The 17488-nt window shown below is 69.8% G+C and carries 21 protein-coding genes; 9 read left to right on the plus strand and 12 right to left on the minus strand.

Annotated features, from left to right (window positions below):
- Positions 1-58: 58 nt before the first annotated feature.
- From FEK34_RS17220 to FEK34_RS17235, 4 genes are read right to left on the minus strand one after another with little or no spacing between them, the layout of a single operon-like run.
- A complete protein-coding gene (locus FEK34_RS17220; protein WP_048833441.1) occupies positions 59-673 on the minus strand; it encodes a GTP-binding protein in 615 nt (204 codons plus the stop codon).
- Positions 654-1028, minus strand: coding sequence for a DUF742 domain-containing protein (locus FEK34_RS17225; RefSeq protein ID WP_138448815.1), 375 nt, complete (start codon positions 1026-1028; stop codon positions 654-656). The genes FEK34_RS17220 and FEK34_RS17225 overlap by 20 nt, the downstream gene beginning before the upstream one ends.
- A gap of 15 nt (positions 1029-1043) precedes the next feature.
- On the minus strand, positions 1044-1463 hold the full coding sequence (locus tag FEK34_RS17230) for a roadblock/LC7 domain-containing protein (RefSeq protein ID WP_138448816.1): 420 nt from the start codon (positions 1461-1463) through the stop codon (positions 1044-1046).
- A complete protein-coding gene (locus tag FEK34_RS17235; protein ID WP_138448817.1) occupies positions 1464-3872 on the minus strand; it encodes a sensor histidine kinase in 2409 nt (802 codons plus the stop codon).
- Positions 3873-4071: 199 nt separating this feature from the next.
- Here FEK34_RS17235 and FEK34_RS17240 point away from each other — a divergent pair, with 199 nt between their 5' ends.
- Positions 4072-5625 carry a succinic semialdehyde dehydrogenase gene (locus tag FEK34_RS17240; protein WP_138448818.1) on the plus strand — a complete coding sequence of 518 codons (1554 nt, stop codon included), beginning with the start codon at positions 4072-4074 and terminating at the stop codon, positions 5623-5625.
- A gap of 40 nt (positions 5626-5665) precedes the next feature.
- A complete protein-coding gene (locus FEK34_RS17245; protein WP_138448819.1) occupies positions 5666-6091 on the plus strand; it encodes an MmcQ/YjbR family DNA-binding protein in 426 nt (141 codons plus the stop codon).
- A gap of 6 nt (positions 6092-6097) precedes the next feature.
- On the opposite strand, the gene FEK34_RS17250 is transcribed toward FEK34_RS17245, so the two are convergent.
- The gene (locus FEK34_RS17250; RefSeq protein WP_138448820.1) at positions 6098-6742 is read right to left on the minus strand and encodes a maleylpyruvate isomerase family mycothiol-dependent enzyme; all 645 of its coding nucleotides are present in this window, start codon (positions 6740-6742) and stop codon (positions 6098-6100) included.
- A gap of 121 nt (positions 6743-6863) precedes the next feature.
- Here FEK34_RS17250 and FEK34_RS17255 point away from each other — a divergent pair, with 121 nt between their 5' ends.
- On the plus strand, positions 6864-7307 hold the full coding sequence (locus FEK34_RS17255; protein WP_432760958.1) for a MarR family winged helix-turn-helix transcriptional regulator: 444 nt from the start codon (positions 6864-6866) through the stop codon (positions 7305-7307).
- Between the two features lies 1 nt (position 7308).
- On the opposite strand, the gene FEK34_RS17260 is transcribed toward FEK34_RS17255, so the two are convergent.
- Positions 7309-7773, minus strand: a complete 465-nt coding sequence (locus tag FEK34_RS17260; RefSeq protein WP_171048258.1) for a DUF779 domain-containing protein — start codon at positions 7771-7773, stop codon at positions 7309-7311.
- Positions 7774-7933: 160 nt separating this feature from the next.
- Here FEK34_RS17260 and FEK34_RS17265 point away from each other — a divergent pair, with 160 nt between their 5' ends.
- The gene (locus FEK34_RS17265) at positions 7934-8902 is read left to right on the plus strand and encodes an AraC family transcriptional regulator (RefSeq protein ID WP_138448822.1); all 969 of its coding nucleotides are present in this window, start codon (positions 7934-7936) and stop codon (positions 8900-8902) included.
- 192 nt (positions 8903-9094) lie between these two features.
- Positions 9095-9613, plus strand: coding sequence for a hypothetical protein (locus tag FEK34_RS17270; RefSeq protein WP_138448823.1), 519 nt, complete (start codon positions 9095-9097; stop codon positions 9611-9613).
- A 112-nt stretch (positions 9614-9725) separates the two neighbouring features.
- On the opposite strand, the gene FEK34_RS17275 is transcribed toward FEK34_RS17270, so the two are convergent.
- Positions 9726-10691: a LysR family transcriptional regulator gene (locus FEK34_RS17275; RefSeq protein WP_138448824.1), complete on the minus strand. Its 966-nt coding sequence runs from the start codon at positions 10689-10691 to the stop codon at positions 9726-9728.
- An 86-nt stretch (positions 10692-10777) separates the two neighbouring features.
- Between FEK34_RS17275 and FEK34_RS17280 the strand changes: the two genes are divergently transcribed.
- Complete coding sequence (locus FEK34_RS17280; protein WP_171048259.1) at positions 10778-11191, plus strand: DUF5997 family protein; 414 nt, start codon at positions 10778-10780, stop codon at positions 11189-11191.
- A 20-nt stretch (positions 11192-11211) separates the two neighbouring features.
- Here the strand turns inward: FEK34_RS17280 and FEK34_RS30030 are convergent, their stop codons facing one another.
- The 5 genes from FEK34_RS30030 to FEK34_RS17300 all read right to left on the minus strand — a co-directional run bounded on the left by FEK34_RS30030 (position 11212) and on the right by FEK34_RS17300 (position 15043).
- Entirely contained in the window at positions 11212-11376 is a 165-nt protein-coding gene (locus FEK34_RS30030) for a hypothetical protein (RefSeq protein WP_171048260.1), read from the minus strand.
- 126 nt (positions 11377-11502) lie between these two features.
- Positions 11503-12717: a helix-turn-helix domain-containing protein gene (locus FEK34_RS17285; protein ID WP_138448825.1), complete on the minus strand. Its 1215-nt coding sequence runs from the start codon at positions 12715-12717 to the stop codon at positions 11503-11505.
- Positions 12718-12838: 121 nt separating this feature from the next.
- Complete coding sequence (locus FEK34_RS17290) at positions 12839-13159, minus strand: hypothetical protein (protein WP_138448826.1); 321 nt, start codon at positions 13157-13159, stop codon at positions 12839-12841.
- Between the two features lie 84 nt (positions 13160-13243).
- Positions 13244-14383, minus strand: a complete 1140-nt coding sequence (locus FEK34_RS17295; RefSeq protein ID WP_138448827.1) for an alkaline phosphatase family protein — start codon at positions 14381-14383, stop codon at positions 13244-13246.
- A 45-nt stretch (positions 14384-14428) separates the two neighbouring features.
- Complete coding sequence (locus tag FEK34_RS17300; RefSeq protein WP_138448828.1) at positions 14429-15043, minus strand: TetR/AcrR family transcriptional regulator; 615 nt, start codon at positions 15041-15043, stop codon at positions 14429-14431.
- A 110-nt stretch (positions 15044-15153) separates the two neighbouring features.
- Between FEK34_RS17300 and FEK34_RS17305 the strand changes: the two genes are divergently transcribed.
- From FEK34_RS17305 to FEK34_RS17315, 3 genes are all read left to right on the plus strand, one after another.
- Positions 15154-16215 (plus strand): SDR family oxidoreductase, encoded by a 1062-nt coding sequence (locus FEK34_RS17305; protein WP_138448829.1) that lies wholly within the window; start codon positions 15154-15156, stop codon positions 16213-16215.
- Positions 16216-16227: 12 nt separating this feature from the next.
- Positions 16228-16446: a hypothetical protein gene (locus FEK34_RS17310; protein ID WP_138448830.1), complete on the plus strand. Its 219-nt coding sequence runs from the start codon at positions 16228-16230 to the stop codon at positions 16444-16446.
- Positions 16447-16545: 99 nt separating this feature from the next.
- Positions 16546-17418, plus strand: a complete 873-nt coding sequence (locus tag FEK34_RS17315; protein ID WP_138448831.1) for an LLM class F420-dependent oxidoreductase — start codon at positions 16546-16548, stop codon at positions 17416-17418.
- The last annotated feature ends 70 nt before the right edge of the window (positions 17419-17488 follow it).

Raw genomic sequence — 17488 nt, forward strand, 5'->3', positions numbered from 1 at the left:
TCGCGTTCGGGGTGCCGTACACGTCACCACGGCGATCGCGGTCGCGGTCGCCCGGCGATCAGGTGGTGACGTGAGCCCGGGTCGCTCGGTCGATGAGGTGCTCGATCAGGCTGAGCAGCACGTTCTTCGACGAGACGCGGTCGCGGGCATCGCAGAGCATGACCGGTGTTTCCGGGTCGAGGTCGAGGGCGTCGCGGACCTCGTCGGTGGTGTAGCGGGGTGCGCCGTCGAAACAGTTGACGCCCACCAGGAACGGTAGTTTGCGTCGTTCGAAGTAGTCGATGGCGGCGAAGGAGTTGCCGAGCCTGCGGGTGTCGGCGAGCACCACCGCGCCGAGGGCGCCGCGGGCCAGCTCATCCCACAGGAACCAGAACCGGTCCTGTCCCGGCGTACCGAACAGGTACAGCACCAGGTCGCTGTCGATGGTGATCCGGCCGAAATCCAGTGCCACCGTGGTGGTGGTCTTGGATTCGACACCGGACAGGTCGTCGACCCCGGCGCTCATCTCGGTGATCATCTCTTCGGTGCGCAGCGGCGTGATCTCGCTCAGTGCCGACACCAGTGTCGTTTTGCCGACACCGAATCCGCCCGCGATGAGAACCTTCACCGAGGCAGCCAGATGCGGCACCCCGTTCGGGTCGAGCCGGGCAGGGTCAAATTTTTCGGATTCCATCCAGTACCGCTCGCAATACGTTGAGGTCGCCGGGCCCGGCCTCCGGTTGCACCGGAGCCCGGAAGATCAGGTGCCCGTCACCGATCAGATCTCCGACGAGAATCTTGGTCACTGCCAGTGGCAGTTTCAAGGTGGCTGCCACCTCTGCCACCGATCGCGGCTGCGCACACGCCGCGACGATCTGCGCGTATTCGGGTTCGACACGCCGCATGGTCGGTGCGGGACGCGCCGCGACGACCGCGGTGAGCATGTCCAGATCGTGGGCGGCGCCCATGGTGCGCCCACGCGTCACCGCATAGGGCCGCACCAGCGGACCCGCCGCCTCGTCGAACCACGGCTCACCCATACGCGTCATAACGAACTCACCACATCACGCCTGTGATTCGACCTCGGCGGCGCCGTTGCGCGCGGTGGTCGACAGGTAGTTGCCCACCCGCTGCACGGTCAGGTTCATCTCATAGGCCACCATGCCCAGATTCGCGTTCTCCGAGGCTTGTAGAGCGAGGCATGCGTTGTCACCGGCGGCGGTCACGAACAGCACGGCGCGGTCGAGTTCGATGACGGCCTGGCGCACCCCGCCGCCGTCGAACCGGCTGCCCGCGCTGCGGGCCAGACCGTAGAGCGTGGAGGACATGGCGGCGAAATGCTCGCCGTCCTCGCGGGCGATACCGGCGGAATGACCGAGCAGCAAACCGTCGGTGGACAGGACGACCGCGTACCGGACGCCGGCCAGCCGTTCGACCAGATCGTCGAGCAGCCAGTTGAGATCACTTGCGGGGGAAGTGGACACTTAGCCTTCCTGTTCCTTCGGGGTCGAGCTCGGCGGTGCCTGCGCGACGGAATCGTCGGCGGGCAGCGGCTTACGACCTTGTCTGGTGCCGTTTTCGATGGCCGACATCAGGTCTCGGGCCTGTTCGGCGGTACGAGGTCGCTGCGCGGCGGGCTGCGGGGTCACCGGCTGCGCCAATTGCGGTGCGAGACTAGTCTGCCGGTTGCGCCGGGGTAAAGCGGGACGACCGTCGGCGGTGCGCTGCACCGGCTCGGCCGGGTGCGATGCGGGCTCGGCCGGCTGCGGTGCCTGCGCGGGCGGCGGGTCGGCCAGCAGGGTCGCGGTCTGGGCGGGCGCCGATTCCACGGCGCGCGTCGCCGGTTCGCTCGGCGCGGGCAGCGCCGGACGACGTCGCGGCTCGGTCACCGGGTCGCTGGGCGCGGGCCCGGTCTCGCCCGGCAGCAGCAGCTTCGACGGGACCAGCACGATCGCCCGCACGCCGCCGTAGTCGGATTCGCTCAACCGCACCGAGATGTCGTGGCGTGCGGCCAGCTGGCCGACGACGAACAGCCCGAGCCGGGAATCGGCCGACAGCGAGGCGACCCCGAAATCCGGTGGGTCGGCCAGCATCTCGTTGACCCGCGCCAGCTCGTCGGCGTCCATTCCCATGCCCTGGTCGCTGATCTCCACGACCAGGCCCTTGCCGACGATGTTGCCGGTGACCTCGACCCGCGATTGCGGCGGCGAGAACGAGGTGGCGTTGTCGACCAGTTCGGCCAGCAGATGCACCAGGTCGGCCACACCGTTGCCGGCGATTCGCGACTGCGGCAGCGTGCCGAGGCGAACCCGGGTGTAGTCGAGGGTCTCACCGATCGCGCTGCGCACCAGGTCGATCAGCGGCACCGGGTTGCGCCAGCGACGGCCCGGTTCACCGCCGCCGAGGATGATCAGGTTCTCGGCATTGCGGCGTTCACGGGTGGCCAGATGGTCGAGCCGGAACAGCGTCTCCAGCATGGCCGGATCCTCTTCGCGCTGTTCGGCGGCGTCGAGGATCTCCAGTTGGCGATGCACCACGATCTGGCTGCGGTGAGCGATATTCAGGAAGACCGCGCGCACACCTTCGCGGGTGCGGGCCTCGGTGATGGCGGCGGTGACCGCGGCGGCGTGCGCGTGCTCGAAGGCGGTGGCCACCGCGCCCAGTTCGTCGCGGCCGAAATCCAGGCGGGGCGCTTCCTGCTCCGGGTCGACCGGCTCGCCGTCGCGCAGCCGGCGCAGCATGTCGGGCAGCCGTTCGTCGGCGAGCGCGAGGGTCTGGTCGCGCATCCGCTTCAGCCGCCGGATGAAGCGGTTGGCCAGCACCAGCGACACCAGGAAGGCGATGAGGCTCATCAGCACGACCGTGACACCGAGAGCCAGTGAGGCCGCCGCCGATTCGGTGGCCGAATCGCGGGCCAGCTGCTGGGCATTGGTGTTGTGCAGGTCCCAGATATCGAGCAGCGCGTTGTCGACCTCGGCGGCAGCGGCCTGCCATTCCTCGATGGTCGACGGCAGCGGGACCGGGGTGTCGTCGGACGTGCCGCGGCTGGTCGTGCGGCCGGAACCGGTGCCGGTCTGCCCGCCGGATCCGCTCGACTCGGTGGGCGGATCCATGGTGCGCTGCATCAGCGCGTGCTCCATGGCCGAGAGCCGCTGCCAGGCCGGGCTCGCCAGCAGGGCCTGCATCTTGTCGCGATAGGCCGGTTCGAGTTCGCCTGCCAGCTGCGGCAGCATGGTGTGGTGCGCGCCGACCTGAGCGACGAATTCCTCCGGCAGCGCGACCACACCACTGCCGTCGACCAGCGCCGCTTCGGCGAGCGCGTTGCTGCGCGAGACGGCCTCGATGCCGTAGATGAGCCGGGTCGACAGCGCCAGCTGCACCACCACGGCCGGGTCCGGCGCCGAGCGCTGGGCCAGCTGGGTGCCGATGGTGATGACGTCGAGCACCCGGGTGTAGAAGGTGTAGGCGTCCGGGGTGGGCAGGGCTCGCGCGTCGGCGCCGGTGCGCACCAGGGCCAGCTGCTGGCCGAGGGTCACGAAATCGCCGACGTTGTCGCCGATGGTCTCCGAATCCAGTTCGCGCAGCGGGTTGGACGCCTCGATCAAGGCCTGGAAGGCGGCATCGACGCGTGGGCGGGTGGTGGCCAGTTCGGCGGCGGCGTTCGGATCACCGGCCAGGTGCGCGAGGGTGAGCCTGCGTTCCTGCTGGATCGCGTTCAGCAGCTGACGGGTGGGGTCGATCGCCGACTGCATCGCCTCGGCCCACTGTTTACCGTGATTGCCCCGGTCGACCAGGTATCCCGCTGCGCCCACGCCGACCACCAGCAGAGTCAGGCTCGGAATGAGCGCGATCGCCAGTATCCGGGTCCGGACACCGAGCCTCGCTCTGAACATCGGCACACCGTAAGCGACATCGTGACCGAATCGGGACTCGGGTCCCGTTGACCGGGACCGGATTTGACATCGGAGACCGCGGCGGAATAGCGCGGTCGGTCAACGCGCGAGCTGCGCGATTGTGACACCCGGCACCATCGCACGCCCGGTGTGGGTAGATTGTGTGTACCGACGAGTAACCCACATCGAGGAGGCAACGATGCCCGCGCCGGAAGCCGACGTCTTCGCCCGACTGAGCGCCCTCGCGGCGATCGACGGCGCCGAGGCACGCCCCACCAGAACCATCACCGAGGTGTTCACCGGCCGCCCGCTCGGCACGGTCCCGGTCGGCACTGCCGAGGATGTCGCCGACGCGTTCACCAGAGCCAGGGCCGCCCAAGCACATTGGGCCGCGCGCCCGGCCGCCGAACGCGCCGCCGTCTTCGAGCGTTATCGCGCGCTGATCGTCGACGAACGCGAATACCTGATGGACGTCATCCAGGCCGAGACCGGTAAGGCGCGCTGGGCCGCCCAGGAAGAGGTCATGGGCCTGATGCTGGCCGCCCGCTACTTCTCGCGGGTCGCGCCGGGGCTGCTCGAACCGCACAAGGTGCCCGGCGCGTTCCCGGTGCTGAACCGGGCGCAGGTGCGTACCCAGCCCAAGGGCGTCGTCGGTGTGGTCGCGCCCTGGAACTACCCGCTCGTGCTGTCCATCGGCGATTCGATCCCGGCGCTGCTCGCGGGCAACGCGGTGGTGGTCAAGCCCGACAGCCAGACCCCGTTCTCCTCGCTGGCCGGTGCCGAACTGCTCTACCGGGCGGGTCTGCCGCGTGACCTGCTGGCCGTGGTGACCGGACCGGGCACCGTGGTCGGCACCGCGATCGTCGACTCCTGCGACTACCTGATGTTCACCGGCTCCTCGGCCACCGGGCAGACCCTGGCTCAGCAGTGCGGTAAGCGGCTGATCGGGTTCTCGGCCGAACTCGGCGGCAAGAACCCGATGATCGTCACCCGCGGGGCGAACCTGGACAAGGTGGCCAAGGCGGCGGTGCGCGCGTGTTTCTCCAACGCCGGACAGCTGTGCATCTCGATCGAGCGGATCTATGTCGAGCGGTCCATCGCCGAGGAGTTCACCGCCAAGTTCGTGGCCGCGACCGAGGCCGCGAAACTCGGTGTGGCCTACGACTTCTCCACCGATATCGGGTCGCTGATCTCCGAATCCCAGCTGGAGACGGTGTCCAAGCACGTCGCCGACGCGACGTCCAAGGGCGCCAAGGTGCTCACCGGCGGTAAGGCGCGTCCCGACCTCGGTCCGCTGTTCTTCGAACCGACGGTGCTCGCCGAGGTGACCGACGAGATGGAGTGCGGCCGCAACGAGACCTTCGGCCCCCTGGTCTCGATCTACCCGGTGGATTCGGTCGACGAGGCGGTGCGACTGGCCAACGACACCGAGTACGGCCTCAACGCCAGCGTGTGGGCGGCCAGCCCCGCGGAGGGCGAGCAGATCGCGCAGCGGCTGCGGGCGGGCACCGTCTGCGTCGACGAGGGCTACGCGCCGGCGTGGGGGACGACCGGTGCGCCGATGGGCGGCATGGGGATTTCCGGTGTCGGCCGCAGGCATGGCGCCGACGGGCTGCTGAAGTTCACCGAACCGCAGACGATCGTCGTCACCCGGTTCATGAACCTGGACCCGCCGCCGATGCTGTCGCAGGACAAGTGGCAGCGGTTCCTGATGACCATCGCCCGCAACCTGCGCTTCCTGCCGGGACGCTGAACCGTCGACTCGGCGTGCCGCCCGGGCCTACCCTGGCGGCATGCCGAGTCGATCACGGCCGGCGCGCCTGGCCGATGTGCACGAACTGGCCGCCGCGATGCCGCATGTGACCCGTGTGGACGGCCCGCGTGGCAATGCCGTCTACCAGGTCGGCGGCAAATCGTTCGTGTTCTTCCGTACCCCGCGTCCCGACGCCGTCGATCCCGAGACGGGGGAGAAGTACGACGACGTGATCATGTTCTGGGTGCCCTCCGAAGGCGACAAACTGGCACTGATCCAGGACCGCACCACCCCGTTCTTCACCACCTCGCATTTCGACGGTCACCCGTCGGTGCTGGTCCGGGCGGCGCATCTGGGCCGGCTGACCCGGCAGGAACTCGCCGAGATCATCGAAGACGCCTGGCTTTCCCGTGCCTCGCCGCGCCGGGCGCGGTTGTGGCTCGAGCAGCATCCGGCCCAGCCCTGAGATGAATCAGCCGCGCGGAGCCAAGCGTGCCGCGATCTCGGCGACACCTGCGCCGGTGAGCTGCTCGAGTGCGGCCGGCCGGCCGGTGATGAGCAGCAGCAGCGCGACGATGGGCCCCTCGATCGGCCTGCCCTGACCCACCGACCACGCGGTATCGGTGGCGCTGAGCCGGAAACCGTCGAGGCGGCGGCGTTTCCACACAGGCCAGCCGACCGAATAGGCGCGGGCGGCGGCCGCCGCGGCGGCCTCGGCGGGGATCGCGATCGGGCGGCCGAGCGGGCGGGAAATGTCCTGGCCGTGCACCATGATGTCGAAGAGGACGTTGCGATAGTTGGTGACCATCGGCAGCTCTCGGCTTGCGGCCGTATCGGCGATCTCGGCGACCAGTTCGGCGGTGGGACGACGGGCGTGCTCGCGCGCCGTGGTGTCGACGACGACGTTGTAATCGCTGCGGGCGCGGGCGAATTCGCGCAGGATCGTCCACAGCGACAATGGCTGGGTGGTCATGGCGATGTGGGCGGCCACGTCACGGATCCGCCAGCCCGCGCACAGTGACGGGGTATCCCATTCGGCGGGGGTGAGCTCACCGAGCAGGGCGGCGATGGCGCGGCGCTGCTGCTCGATTACCCACCAGCTCTGTTCCCGGTCCATCGCCATTACCTGCCAGTCAAGGATTCGCCGGCAAAACGGCGAGCCCGTAGAATTAATCAGTGTCGCTGACTATTTTAGTCAGTGAATCTGACTTGTCGCAAGAGTGTGGAAGGGGGCGGGCGTGGAGCGTTCCGCCGACGAGCCGCCGCTCGGGCTGCTGCTGTTCCTGCCGTATCGGTCCATGGAGAATCGCGTCTTCGCCGCCCTGGCCGAAGCGGGATACGCCGACATCACCCTCGCGCAGGCCCGGATCGTGCAGCGCATCGGTCCCGACGGCACCCGGCTCACCGACCTCGCCGAGCAGGCGCAGGTCACCAAGCAGACCGCAGGCTTCCTCGTCGACCAGCTCGAGCGCGCGGGCTACGTCGAACGGGTGCCCGACCCCACCGACGGTCGCGCGCGACTGGTGCGGCTGTCGGCGCGTGGGCAGCGCGCGACCGCGGTGGCCAATGCCGTGGCCGCCGAGGTCGAAACCGAATGGGCCCGGCACCTGGGACCGCGGGCGACGGCGCAGCTGCGCCGGGCATTGACCCGGTTGCGTGAGATCACCGACCCCTATCGCTGAATCAGCGCAGGCGGTCGGCACCCGTGCGAGGCGGGGGAGCGGCTGCCGCCGCGGCCGCCTCGTTGGCATCCAGTGGCCGCACCCGCAGCACGAACCGGTGACCCTCGGCGATTTCGAGCGAGGCACTCGCCGCGGCGTCGCCGGGGTCCGGGCCGACATCGATGGTGAGATGATCGCGGGCGTAACGGGCGTAGTTGTCTCCGCTCATCCAGAACTCGGTATGCCAGGGCAGCCGGGCGACCAGCACGTCGCCCTCGTCGGGCCGGAAATCGCGGGCGCGCAGGCAGATCGGGGCCGTCGCGCCCGGACTCAGCATCAGCACCACCGGGCCGTGCTGGTCGATGACGTGCCGCAACACCGAGCGCGCCGCCTCGGTGGCGTCGCCGCGGACACTGCGGTCCGGCATCAGCGTGCGGGGCCCGCGGCGCAGCTCGTGGCGGTCTCGGATCCGGGTTCGAACCAGCACATCGCTCCTCCTCGTGACTGCGGCGGACATCCTCGATGCCGGAAACTATGGAGGGCGAAGGTTGGTATCACGTTGGCGCCCGCCGAAGGGCCGCCGGGCGATGTCTCGAGCGGTATAATCAAGCGTTCTCTTCGGGCGGTGCTGTGCATCTGGGGTGGTCATGGATATCGAACCGCTGACCCGGCATCGCCTGTTCCGCACCGATGACGCCGAAGAAGCCCGGGTGCGGATGGGTGGCGTACTCCGGGACCACCGGCTCGATCCGGGCGCGGGCATGATGGACGCCCGGTGCGATTTCCTCGGCGTCGGGAACGTCGGCCTCGCCCATTTGCAGTACGGGGTCCAGGTGCGGGTCAGATCCGAACCGACAGAGACCTTCCGCCTTGTCCAGATCCCGTTGTTCGGTTGGGTTCGCGTGCGTGCGGGAAGCCGCGATATCGCATCCGATACCACTGTCGCCTCGGTTCCCGAGCCGGACGTACCGCTGGATATGGCGGCGCACGACAGCAGCCGGTATCTGCTCGTCCGATTCGACCGGCACGCGCTCGACACCCACCTGCTGCGGATGCTGGGGCGGGCGCCGAATGGCCCGTTGCGGATGTCGCAGGCGATGCAGCTTCGGTCGCCCGCGGTCCGGACCTGGCTCGAAACACTGCGCATGGTGCAAGCGGACGCGGCGGGGCCGGGCCTGCTCCGCGACGCACGATTGCGGCCACAGGTCGAACAGTTGATCATGACGCAGTTTCTGCTGGCTCAGCCGAACAGCTACTCGGAGCTGCTCCTCGGCTCGGATGCGGGCACTGCGACGCCGCGGCCCATTCGCCGCGCCGAACAACTGATCGTCGAGCGGGCGCGTGATCTGCCTTCCGTCGCCGATATCGCTGCCGCGGTAGGCCTTTCGGTGCGCACCCTCCAGGAAGGGTTCCGCCGGTACCTCGACACCACCCCGACCGAGCGATCGCGCGAAGCCCGGCTCGTGGGAGTGCACGCGGACCTCGCCGCCGCCGACCCCACCACGACCACGGTCGCGGCCATCGCCGCCGACTGGGGTTTCTGGCACCTCGGGCGGTTCTCGGCCCTGTATCGGAAACGCTGGGGAGTCAGCCCGTCCACCACACTGCGCTGCTGAGCCGGGACCGACTGCGTCTGCGGGATACAACCCGCGCTGCCGGGATAGTCAAGCCCCGTACCGGCCGCTGATCATGAAGGCGCCGGGCGACGGGGCGAACTCCCAGGTTTGCCGCACAGTCCGGGGCGGCGGCCCGATACCGGGCCGAAGCATCGAGAAATCCTGCGCCACCTGTACACCTGTGGAGACCCAATGTTCACTCGCATCGCGCCCGCACACCGGACGGGCCCGTCCACCGGCGGTATCGCCGCCGTCCTCAGACGTGGTTCGGCGGCGTGGCTGTTGATACTCGGCACGATCGCCGCGCTGACGATGACCGGAACCGTCCCGGCCGGGGCGCAACCACCCAGCTCGGTGGATCTGCAGACCACCTGGGAGGTGCACCAGCGCCTGTCCAACACCACCGATCAACCCATCGGATTCCGCGTCAAGGTCACCTGGCGGGAAACCAACGCCGCGAACACGATCATGTCGTTCAACGGATTCGCCAACACCAGCACGTCCTGGGGTGAGGTCGTCGGCGGTCAGATCCAAGGCCGGCTGATCCGGTTCACGATTCACTGGTCCGACGGGAAAACCGGTGTCTACCAAGGCTCCTGGTTCGAAGACGGCCACCTGCGCGGCTCCAGCCGGGAGGAGGGAACGGGCCGCACCGCCGAATGGTGGAGCAAGCACAAGAACTGGAAACTGACACCGCCGCCGCGGCGCTAGGCGGTGTCTCGACGTCGAGCAGCAGTTGAGGGCGGGCGTGCGTCCGCCCTCAACCCTGCATGGGCTGTTGATACGCGGCGGCGAGGTGGAGGGTGGCCAGCGGCCCAGCGGCCTAACGCCCGCGCCGGCGAGTGGGTTTCTTGGCGCCCGCGCGCGCCCCGGTCGATCGCGGCTTCGCGGCAGCGTTCTTCCCCGGCTTCTTACTCGCGGGCGGCTTTTTCTCGGTGCGCGAGGGCGCCGCGTTGGGGCGATCCGCCGACGGCGACCGGGAACTGCGTGGCGAGCGGCCGCGCACCACGCCGATGAACTCCTCGACCAGATCGGTGGTCTGCTCCGACGGCCACGCCAACGCGATATCGGTTCCGGGCGCGTCGGTGACCGTGCGGTACACCACATCGCGGCGAGCGTGCAGCCGAGCGATCGAATGCGGCACGATCGCCACGCCCACCCCGGCGGCCACCAGTTCGATACTGCCCGCGGCACGATCGAGATCGCTGGTGTCCTGGTGCTGCTCCCCGGCCAGATCAGCGGTGGTGACCTCGGTGAACACCGAAATCGGGTGGTCCTTCGGGACCACAACCACGGGCAGCTCGTGGTAGAGCGGGATCGCGCTCAGTCCCGCGTCGTCGACGGGGAGCCGGACGAAACACATATCGACCCGGCCGTCCCGCAGGGCGGTGAGCTGATCGGCCTGCGCGATCGGTTCGAGTTCCAGCGGGATCTCGGGGAACCGTTCGGCCCAGACCCGCTGCCATTTCGACACCGTGACACCGGGAACGAAACCTACGCGCAGGCCGGTGATCTCGGCCGGTGCGGCACCGGTGGGCGCGGCCTCGGCTGCGGCGAGCAGTTGCTTCGCCTCCGCCAGTAGCTCGGCGCCGTCCTCGGTGAGCTGCGTGGGGCTCGCGCCCGGCACGAACAGCTTGGTGCCGAGCTCGTTCTCCAACTCGATGACGGTGTGACTGAGCTTCTGGCGCGAAATATTCAGCGCCTTCGCCGCCCGCGCGAAATGCAACTCCTCCGCGACCGCGACGAACCAGCGCAGACGCACGATATCGATCGAAGCGAAGCGGCTCATTCGTATCAGCGTATGCGCACCACGTGCCGGGCGATGCGCACAGCCCGCCGCTACCTGCCTACCCACGTGCCCAGTACGCTGTATCGGTGAGCCCGGACAAGAAACCGCAGACCATGAAGCCGCTGACGGCGGCGAACAAACTCGGCATCTATCTTCCGGCGGCCCCCGAGGAATTCCGCACCACCCCGATCTCCCGGGCCGAGCTCGACAAGCTGCGCACCGACCCGCCGCAGTGGCTGACCGACCTGCGCCGCACCGGCCCCTTCCCGCGCGATATCACCGCCCGTAAGCTCGGCGTCTCCAACAGCGGCCTGGCCCGCGCCGAAGTCTCCGACGCCCTCACCGCCGACGAGATCGCGGCCCTGCTCGCCGACCCGCCGGAATGGCTGGTGCGTGAACGCGAGAACTACGCCGCCGTGCAGGCCGAGAACGCCCGCATCAAGGCCAAGGAAGCCGAACGCCGCGAAGCCACCAACCGCCCGGCCAAGAACCGCGGCTGACCCGACGTGTCTCGGCGCGCCTACCGCACCGGGCTGACGGCGGCGGCCATCACCGACGCCGCCGTCGCGCTGACCGCCGAACGCGGGCTCGACGGACGCTGATTGCCACCCATCGCCCGCACACCATCGCGGCCGCGGACCAGATTCTGGTGCACGACGATGGGCGGATCATGCAACGAACGCACGAGGAACTGATCGGCCAACCCGGCACATGCGCCGAGTTCTGGCGGGAACGTAAGCGGGCGCAGGGATGGCGGCTGGCCGGATGAGCAGCCGACGGCCGGCGGCGGCGCAGCCCGGTCGCCGAGATGTCAGGTGCGCAAGGCGGTATGCAGCCGAGCGGTGACGACCGCTCGGCGCACATCGCCGGGCGGCAGCAGCCGCAGCGCGTGCTCGTGGACCTCGACGTCGCCGGGGACGCGCTCACCGAAGGCGACGGCGTGATCGGCGCGGTCGCTGGTGAGTACCGCATTGCGGACCCCGACTTCAAGGTGTGCGCGCCACTGCGCGATGCCGGGCGTGTCCGACCCCGGCAGCAGTGCACCCCGGTACAGCCACACCGCGGAGGTGGTGTCGCCGGCGGCGATGGCGGCCAGCAGGTCGACCGCGTCGCAGGAGATCGGGCCGGTGAGCAGGTAGCGGCGGTTGCCGATGTGCCCGCCGGTGGCGCGGCGCAGATGCGAGACCTCGGCCTTGAGGGTGGCGGCGGTGACCGGACGGTCGCCGTAGAGCGCGGCGTGCAGCTGTTCGGGGGTGAACCCGTCGGGTTCGAGGGCGAGCAGGGTGAGGATCTCCAGCTGACGTGGCCGCAGCGGCACGGTGAATCCGTCGCGGGTCAGGCGTGATTCACCCAGGCATTCCAGGCGCAGTCCGGCCGGCGGCGGTGCTTGCGCGCTGCGCAGCATGGTCTCCACCGCGGTGACCAGGGCCCGCACCGACGACATGACCAGCGGGTGGGACCGGTCCCAGGAACTGGACAGGTCGAGTGCGCCGACCTGCCTGCCGTCGGGGGCGTGGATCGGAGCGGAATAGCACACCCAGCCGTGCAGCGCCGCCACCAGATGTTCGGCGCAGAACACGGTGCTCGGGGCGTCGGTCAGCAGCGACATCGAGACCGCGTTGGTGCCCATATGGGCCTCGTCCCAGCAGCCACCCGGCGCGAAATTGACCTGCTCGGCGCGCCGGCGCACCGCCCGGTCACCACCGGACCACAGGATCGCGCCGGAGGCGTCGGTGACAGCGGCCAGGTAGCCGGCGTCGACGGCGACGTCGTTGAGCGCACCGGACAACTCGGTGACCGGCGCGCGCAGCGGCGAGCGCGCCCACCGCTCGCCGATATCATCGAGACCCGGTGCGCCGGTGCACCCCGGGTCGACCGTGGTCAGCGAGCGCCGCCACGATTGCGCGACCTCACTGCGTAGCAAGGTGTTCGGGGTCCGCACGGCGGCGCCGGAGGCGGTGGCCACGCGTTCCCATTCCTTTTCGAGATCGGTGCGCTGCTGGGTCAGGGTGCGAAACCGTGCCACACGCAGTCCTTCTCGTCGTCCGGGTCACCGGTCGGGCCCCGACCGGCCTGCTTGCGCGTCCTATCCTCGCGCAGGCGAACCCGCTCGCGGGACGCTTTGCCGCACAACGATCACCGGTGCGTCATTTGGTGATGAAGATGCCCGCCACGTCGGCGTTCTTGATCGGGGTCTCGGCATTGCGCTGCGCACCGCACAGCAGATCCACCTGGATGATCGTGGCGTCCACGGCGGTGCCCGCCGGTTCGGAATCGATGCCCGAATTCTGCTTGATGAACTTGGTGATCGTCATCCGCTTGGTGTCCGGGTCCTGCTGGACGTACTCCCGGCAGGGCGTGTCGCCGCCGCGGTTGAGCGCGCGTTCGATGTCGTTGCAGCCGGCCAGCAACAGCGCGGCGGCCGCGGCCGTGCAGGCGAGGCCGGTCCGTGCGATGGTGGCGTTCATGTGATCCTCCTGGTCGGCGCGCCGGGCCACCTCGCCCGGCCGTTGGCTACAGCCTAGGCGGCCCGGCCGACACCGGGCCCGCGCTCAGCCGGTGAACACGCGCAGTGGGACGTTCATCTCGGCCGGGGTCAGCGAACCATGATGGCCGGGCAGCGCCGATTGCAGCGGTTCGGCGTGAGTGCGCACCACCCCGCCGGTATCGCGCGCCACCACGACCAGGTCCCCGATCCGTTCGCGGACCTGCGGCGATACCGTCGGCCCGAACCAGCCGCAGTCGATGACCTCCGCGCGGGACAGCACCTGGAATCCGGCGCCGAGGCGTTCGCGCCAGGCCGCCATCACATCCTCGACGGCGCCATCGGTGGTGTAGACGTGGCGTGCGCGCGGTTCCCCGCCGAGCCGGTGCACGCCCTCGCGCAGGCCGGGTTCGGCATCGAAGTCGATCGTGTCGCCGAGTTCCACCATGCCGTGGTCGGCGGTGACGATCAGCGCCGAGCCCGCGGGCATCCGCGCGGCGATATCGGCGGCGATCCGGTCCACGTGCGCCAGCTCCAGCAACCACGCCTGCGAGGACGGCCCGCGCACATGCCCGGTGGTGTCGAGCTCGCCGTGGTAGGCGTAGACCAGCGAACGGGGTCCGGCAAGCGCTTCGACCACGCCCGCGACCAGGTCGCCGACCGAGAAGTTGGGCCGGAAGGCGCACCCGCGCAGCACAGCGCGGGTCAATCCGGAGCCGGCCTGATAGCGCGGCGCCACCTGCGTCACGGTGAGGCCGTGCGCGGCGGCTCGCTCGAAGACGGTTGCGCCGGGCTGGAATTGCTCGGGCACGAGCTGGTCGAGCAGGTCGCCCTTGTGCTGGGCGCCGAACAGCCGCCAGCCCAGCGGATCGAACAACCGGTCCTGGCCCGGCACCCGCAGCAGATAGCCGACGATGCCGTGCTCACCGGGCGGCACACCCGCACCGAGGGAACTGACGCTGGTTGCCGTCGTGGTCGGGAATCCGGCCGTCAGCACGGCGGGGGACAGCCCCGACAGGAACGGCGCCACTTCGGCGTGCTCGGCCAGCGCGTCGGCGCCGAGACCGTCGATCAGCAGCACACACACCCGGTCCACCCCGAGTTCGAGCCCGAGGCGATCGCGCTCGCCGGGGACCCCGAATCCGGCCAGGACGGAGGGAAACAGATCGGACAGGGAACCCGTTCCATAACGGGGCGCGACGAACACGTGCTCAGGATGCGGGCCGCCGCGCGCGGGCGCAAGCCGGTTGTTTCAGGAGCCGGGAGCGATCAGGGCATTGAAGGTGCCCATGATGTCGGCCACCAGTTCGGGTGCGGTGGTGCCCATCAGCGCACTGCGCTTGTCCAGCTGCCCGTCCAGCCACAGCGACGCCAGACCGTGGGCCAGGCCCCAGAGCGTGACCGCGAGGGTGTCGGCCTTGCCCGCGGGTAGCTCGCCCGCGGCGACACAATCGGCGACGGTGCCGGACAGAACGGCGAAAGCGGCCTCACCGGCGGCCCGGGTCTCGGGGTGCTTGTCGGGTTGTGACAGCTCCGGCCGGAACATCAGCCGGAAGTAGCCGGGGTTGTCCCGGGCGAAGCGCACATACGCGTCGGCGATGGCGGTCAATCCGGCCAGGGGAGTGGGCGCGGCGTCCCTGGCGGCGGCCACCTCGTCGCCGAGCTTGCGGAAACCCTCGGTCGCCAGATCGGCCAGCAGCGCGGCCCGGTCGGCGAAATGGTGGTAGGGCGCACCGGAACTCACGCCGGCCTCGCGGGCCACCCGGCGCAGGCTCACCGCCGCGATGCCCTCGGTCTCGATCAGCCGCAGGCAGGCCGCGAGCAAGGCCTCACGCAGGGCGCCGTGGTGATACGAGGTCCGGGTCACCGTCCGAGCGTAAGCGAATGGCACTGGACAAACCAATCTGGGCAGTGCTTAGATTATCTGAGCGGCGCTTAGATGCGTCGGGTTCTTCCTCCTCTCGATGGGTAGACATCATGGGCACACGAGTACTGGTCACCGGCGCCACCGGATTCATCGCCGGCCACGTCATCGCCGAACTGCTGAACCACGGATACGCGGTGCGCGGCACCGTGCGCAGCCTCGCCGACACCCGCAAGCGCGAGCACCTGGTCGAGCTCGCCGAGCGTGCCGGCGGTGAGATCGATTTCGCCGCAGCCGATCTCGACCGCGACGAGGGCTGGGCCGCCGCCGTCTCCGGCTGCGACTACGTCCTGCATGTCGCCTCACCGTTCCCGTCCGCACCGCCGGACGACGAACAGGAGATGATCGACACCGCTGTGCACGGCACCCTGCGGGTGTTGCGGGCGGCCGCGGCCGCGGGCACGGTGCGGCGGGTGGTGCTGACCTCCTCGATCGCCGCCATCGCCCACGGCCACCGCACCGACGCGGTGCGCACCGAGGCCGACTGGACCGTTGTGGAGCGCAGCCCGGCCTATCAGAAGAGCAAAACCCTCGCCGAGCGCGCGGCCTGGGACTTCGCCGCCGAGAACCCCGACGGTCCCGAACTGACGGTCCTGAATCCCGGCATGGTCCTCGGCCCCGCGCTCTCCACGGCCACGAGCACCTCCCACGAACCCGTGCGAATGCTGCTCGGCCGTCAGGTGCCCGGCTCGCCGCGGGTGGGCTGGGCGACGGTGGACGTGCGCGATCTCGCGGTCGCGCACCGGCTGGCCATGGAAACGCCGGAGGCGGCGGGCAAACGGTATATCTGTGCGGGCGAACATCTCTGGATGCGAGATCTCGGGCGCCTGCTTGCCGAGGAATTCGGGCCGCGCGGGTTCCGGGTGCCGACCCGTCAACTGCCCGACCTGCTGGTCCGCGCCATCGCGGTGGTGGACAAGACGGTGCGGCTCACCGTGCCGTCGCTGGGGCTGGTCGAGCGACTCAGTGCCGAACGGGCCGAACGCGAGCTCGGCTGGACCATGCGTCCGGTCCGGGATTCGGTGCGCGACACGGCCGAGAGCCTGCTGGCGCTCGGTGTGGTGCCGAAGCCCGCGGGCGCGCGCTCCGATGCGGCCGAACCGGCGCACGCGTAAGGAGATCCGCTCATGATCACCGCAACATTGATCGTCGCGACCCTCGGGCTGGTTCGCCGGTTGCGCCGGCGCGAGGGGAGGAGCAGGGCCGACTCCGACGCCGGACGGCGACGAGCTCGTTCCGTCGCCGTGCGGCAGGGATCCGGCTGGTGGAGGTCCGGCCGAGCCGCGGCGTCGGCGGCCGCGCTGTCTGGGGCGAGCATCGCCGCCGCCGCATTCGTCGCCTGCTGACTGCGGGTCGCCTCGCGTGGCATCATGCCCGCCCGCGTTGCCCTGCCTGGGTGCGTGGGCGGGCTGTGATCGCCGATGTCGCCTTGGTAGACAAGAGGGGTGAGCGCACAACATGAATTCCGATTCGGCGTGAACATGGTGGTCCCGGAGTCGAGGCAGGCGTGGATCGCCAAATGCCGCCGGGCCGAAGCGCAGGGCTACGACGTGGTCGGCGTGGCCGATCATCTCGGACTGCCCGCGCCGTTCCCGTCGATCGTGCTCGGCGCCGAGGCCACCGAGCGAGTCCGGCTCAATACCTTCGTGCTGAACACGCCGTTCTACAACCCGGCGCTGCTGGCACGGGACGTGGCCGGGGTGGATCAGTTCACCGACGGGCGAATCGAACTCGGCCTCGGTGCGGGGTATGTGAAGGACGAGTTCGAGGCGGCGGGCATCCCGTTCGGCACCGGCGGCCGGCGGGTGGCTCACCTCGAGAACACCGTCGCCACGCTGCGGAAGCTGTTCGCCGACCCGGAGTATCAGCCGCGCCCGGTGCAGCCGGGTGGGCCGCCGCTGCTCATCGCCGGCTGGGGCGATCGGCTGCTGCGGCTGGCTGCCACCGAGGCCGACGTCGTCGGTTTCACCGGCGCTGCCACCGGGGCCGGCGGGACGCTGACACTGGCCGATGTCGAGGGCATCACCGAGCGGGTCGGGTATGTGCGAGAGTTGCTGGGGGAGCGCGCCGACCGCGTCGAGCTCAATATCCTGGTGCAAGCGGTGGTTCCGCCGAGCGAACGCGCCGCCCTGCTGGACACATACGGTTCCGCGCTGCTCGATGGCGACCCCGAAGAACTGCCCACCCTGCTGTTCGGCACGCCCGCCGAGATGGCGCAGCGGCTGCGCGAACGCCGCGAACAGTTCGGTATCTCCTACATCACCGTGCTCGAGCCGTACATGGACGCGTTCGCCCCGGTGATCGAACAGCTGCGCTGAGCCGCCCACCGGCGCGCCACGCGGCGCCCGACGTCGACCACCACGACAGGCCGCCGCGTGCGCGCGAGCC

This window comes from Nocardia cyriacigeorgica (assembly GCF_005863245.1).
Lineage (GTDB): Bacteria > Actinomycetota > Actinomycetes > Mycobacteriales > Mycobacteriaceae > Nocardia > Nocardia cyriacigeorgica_C.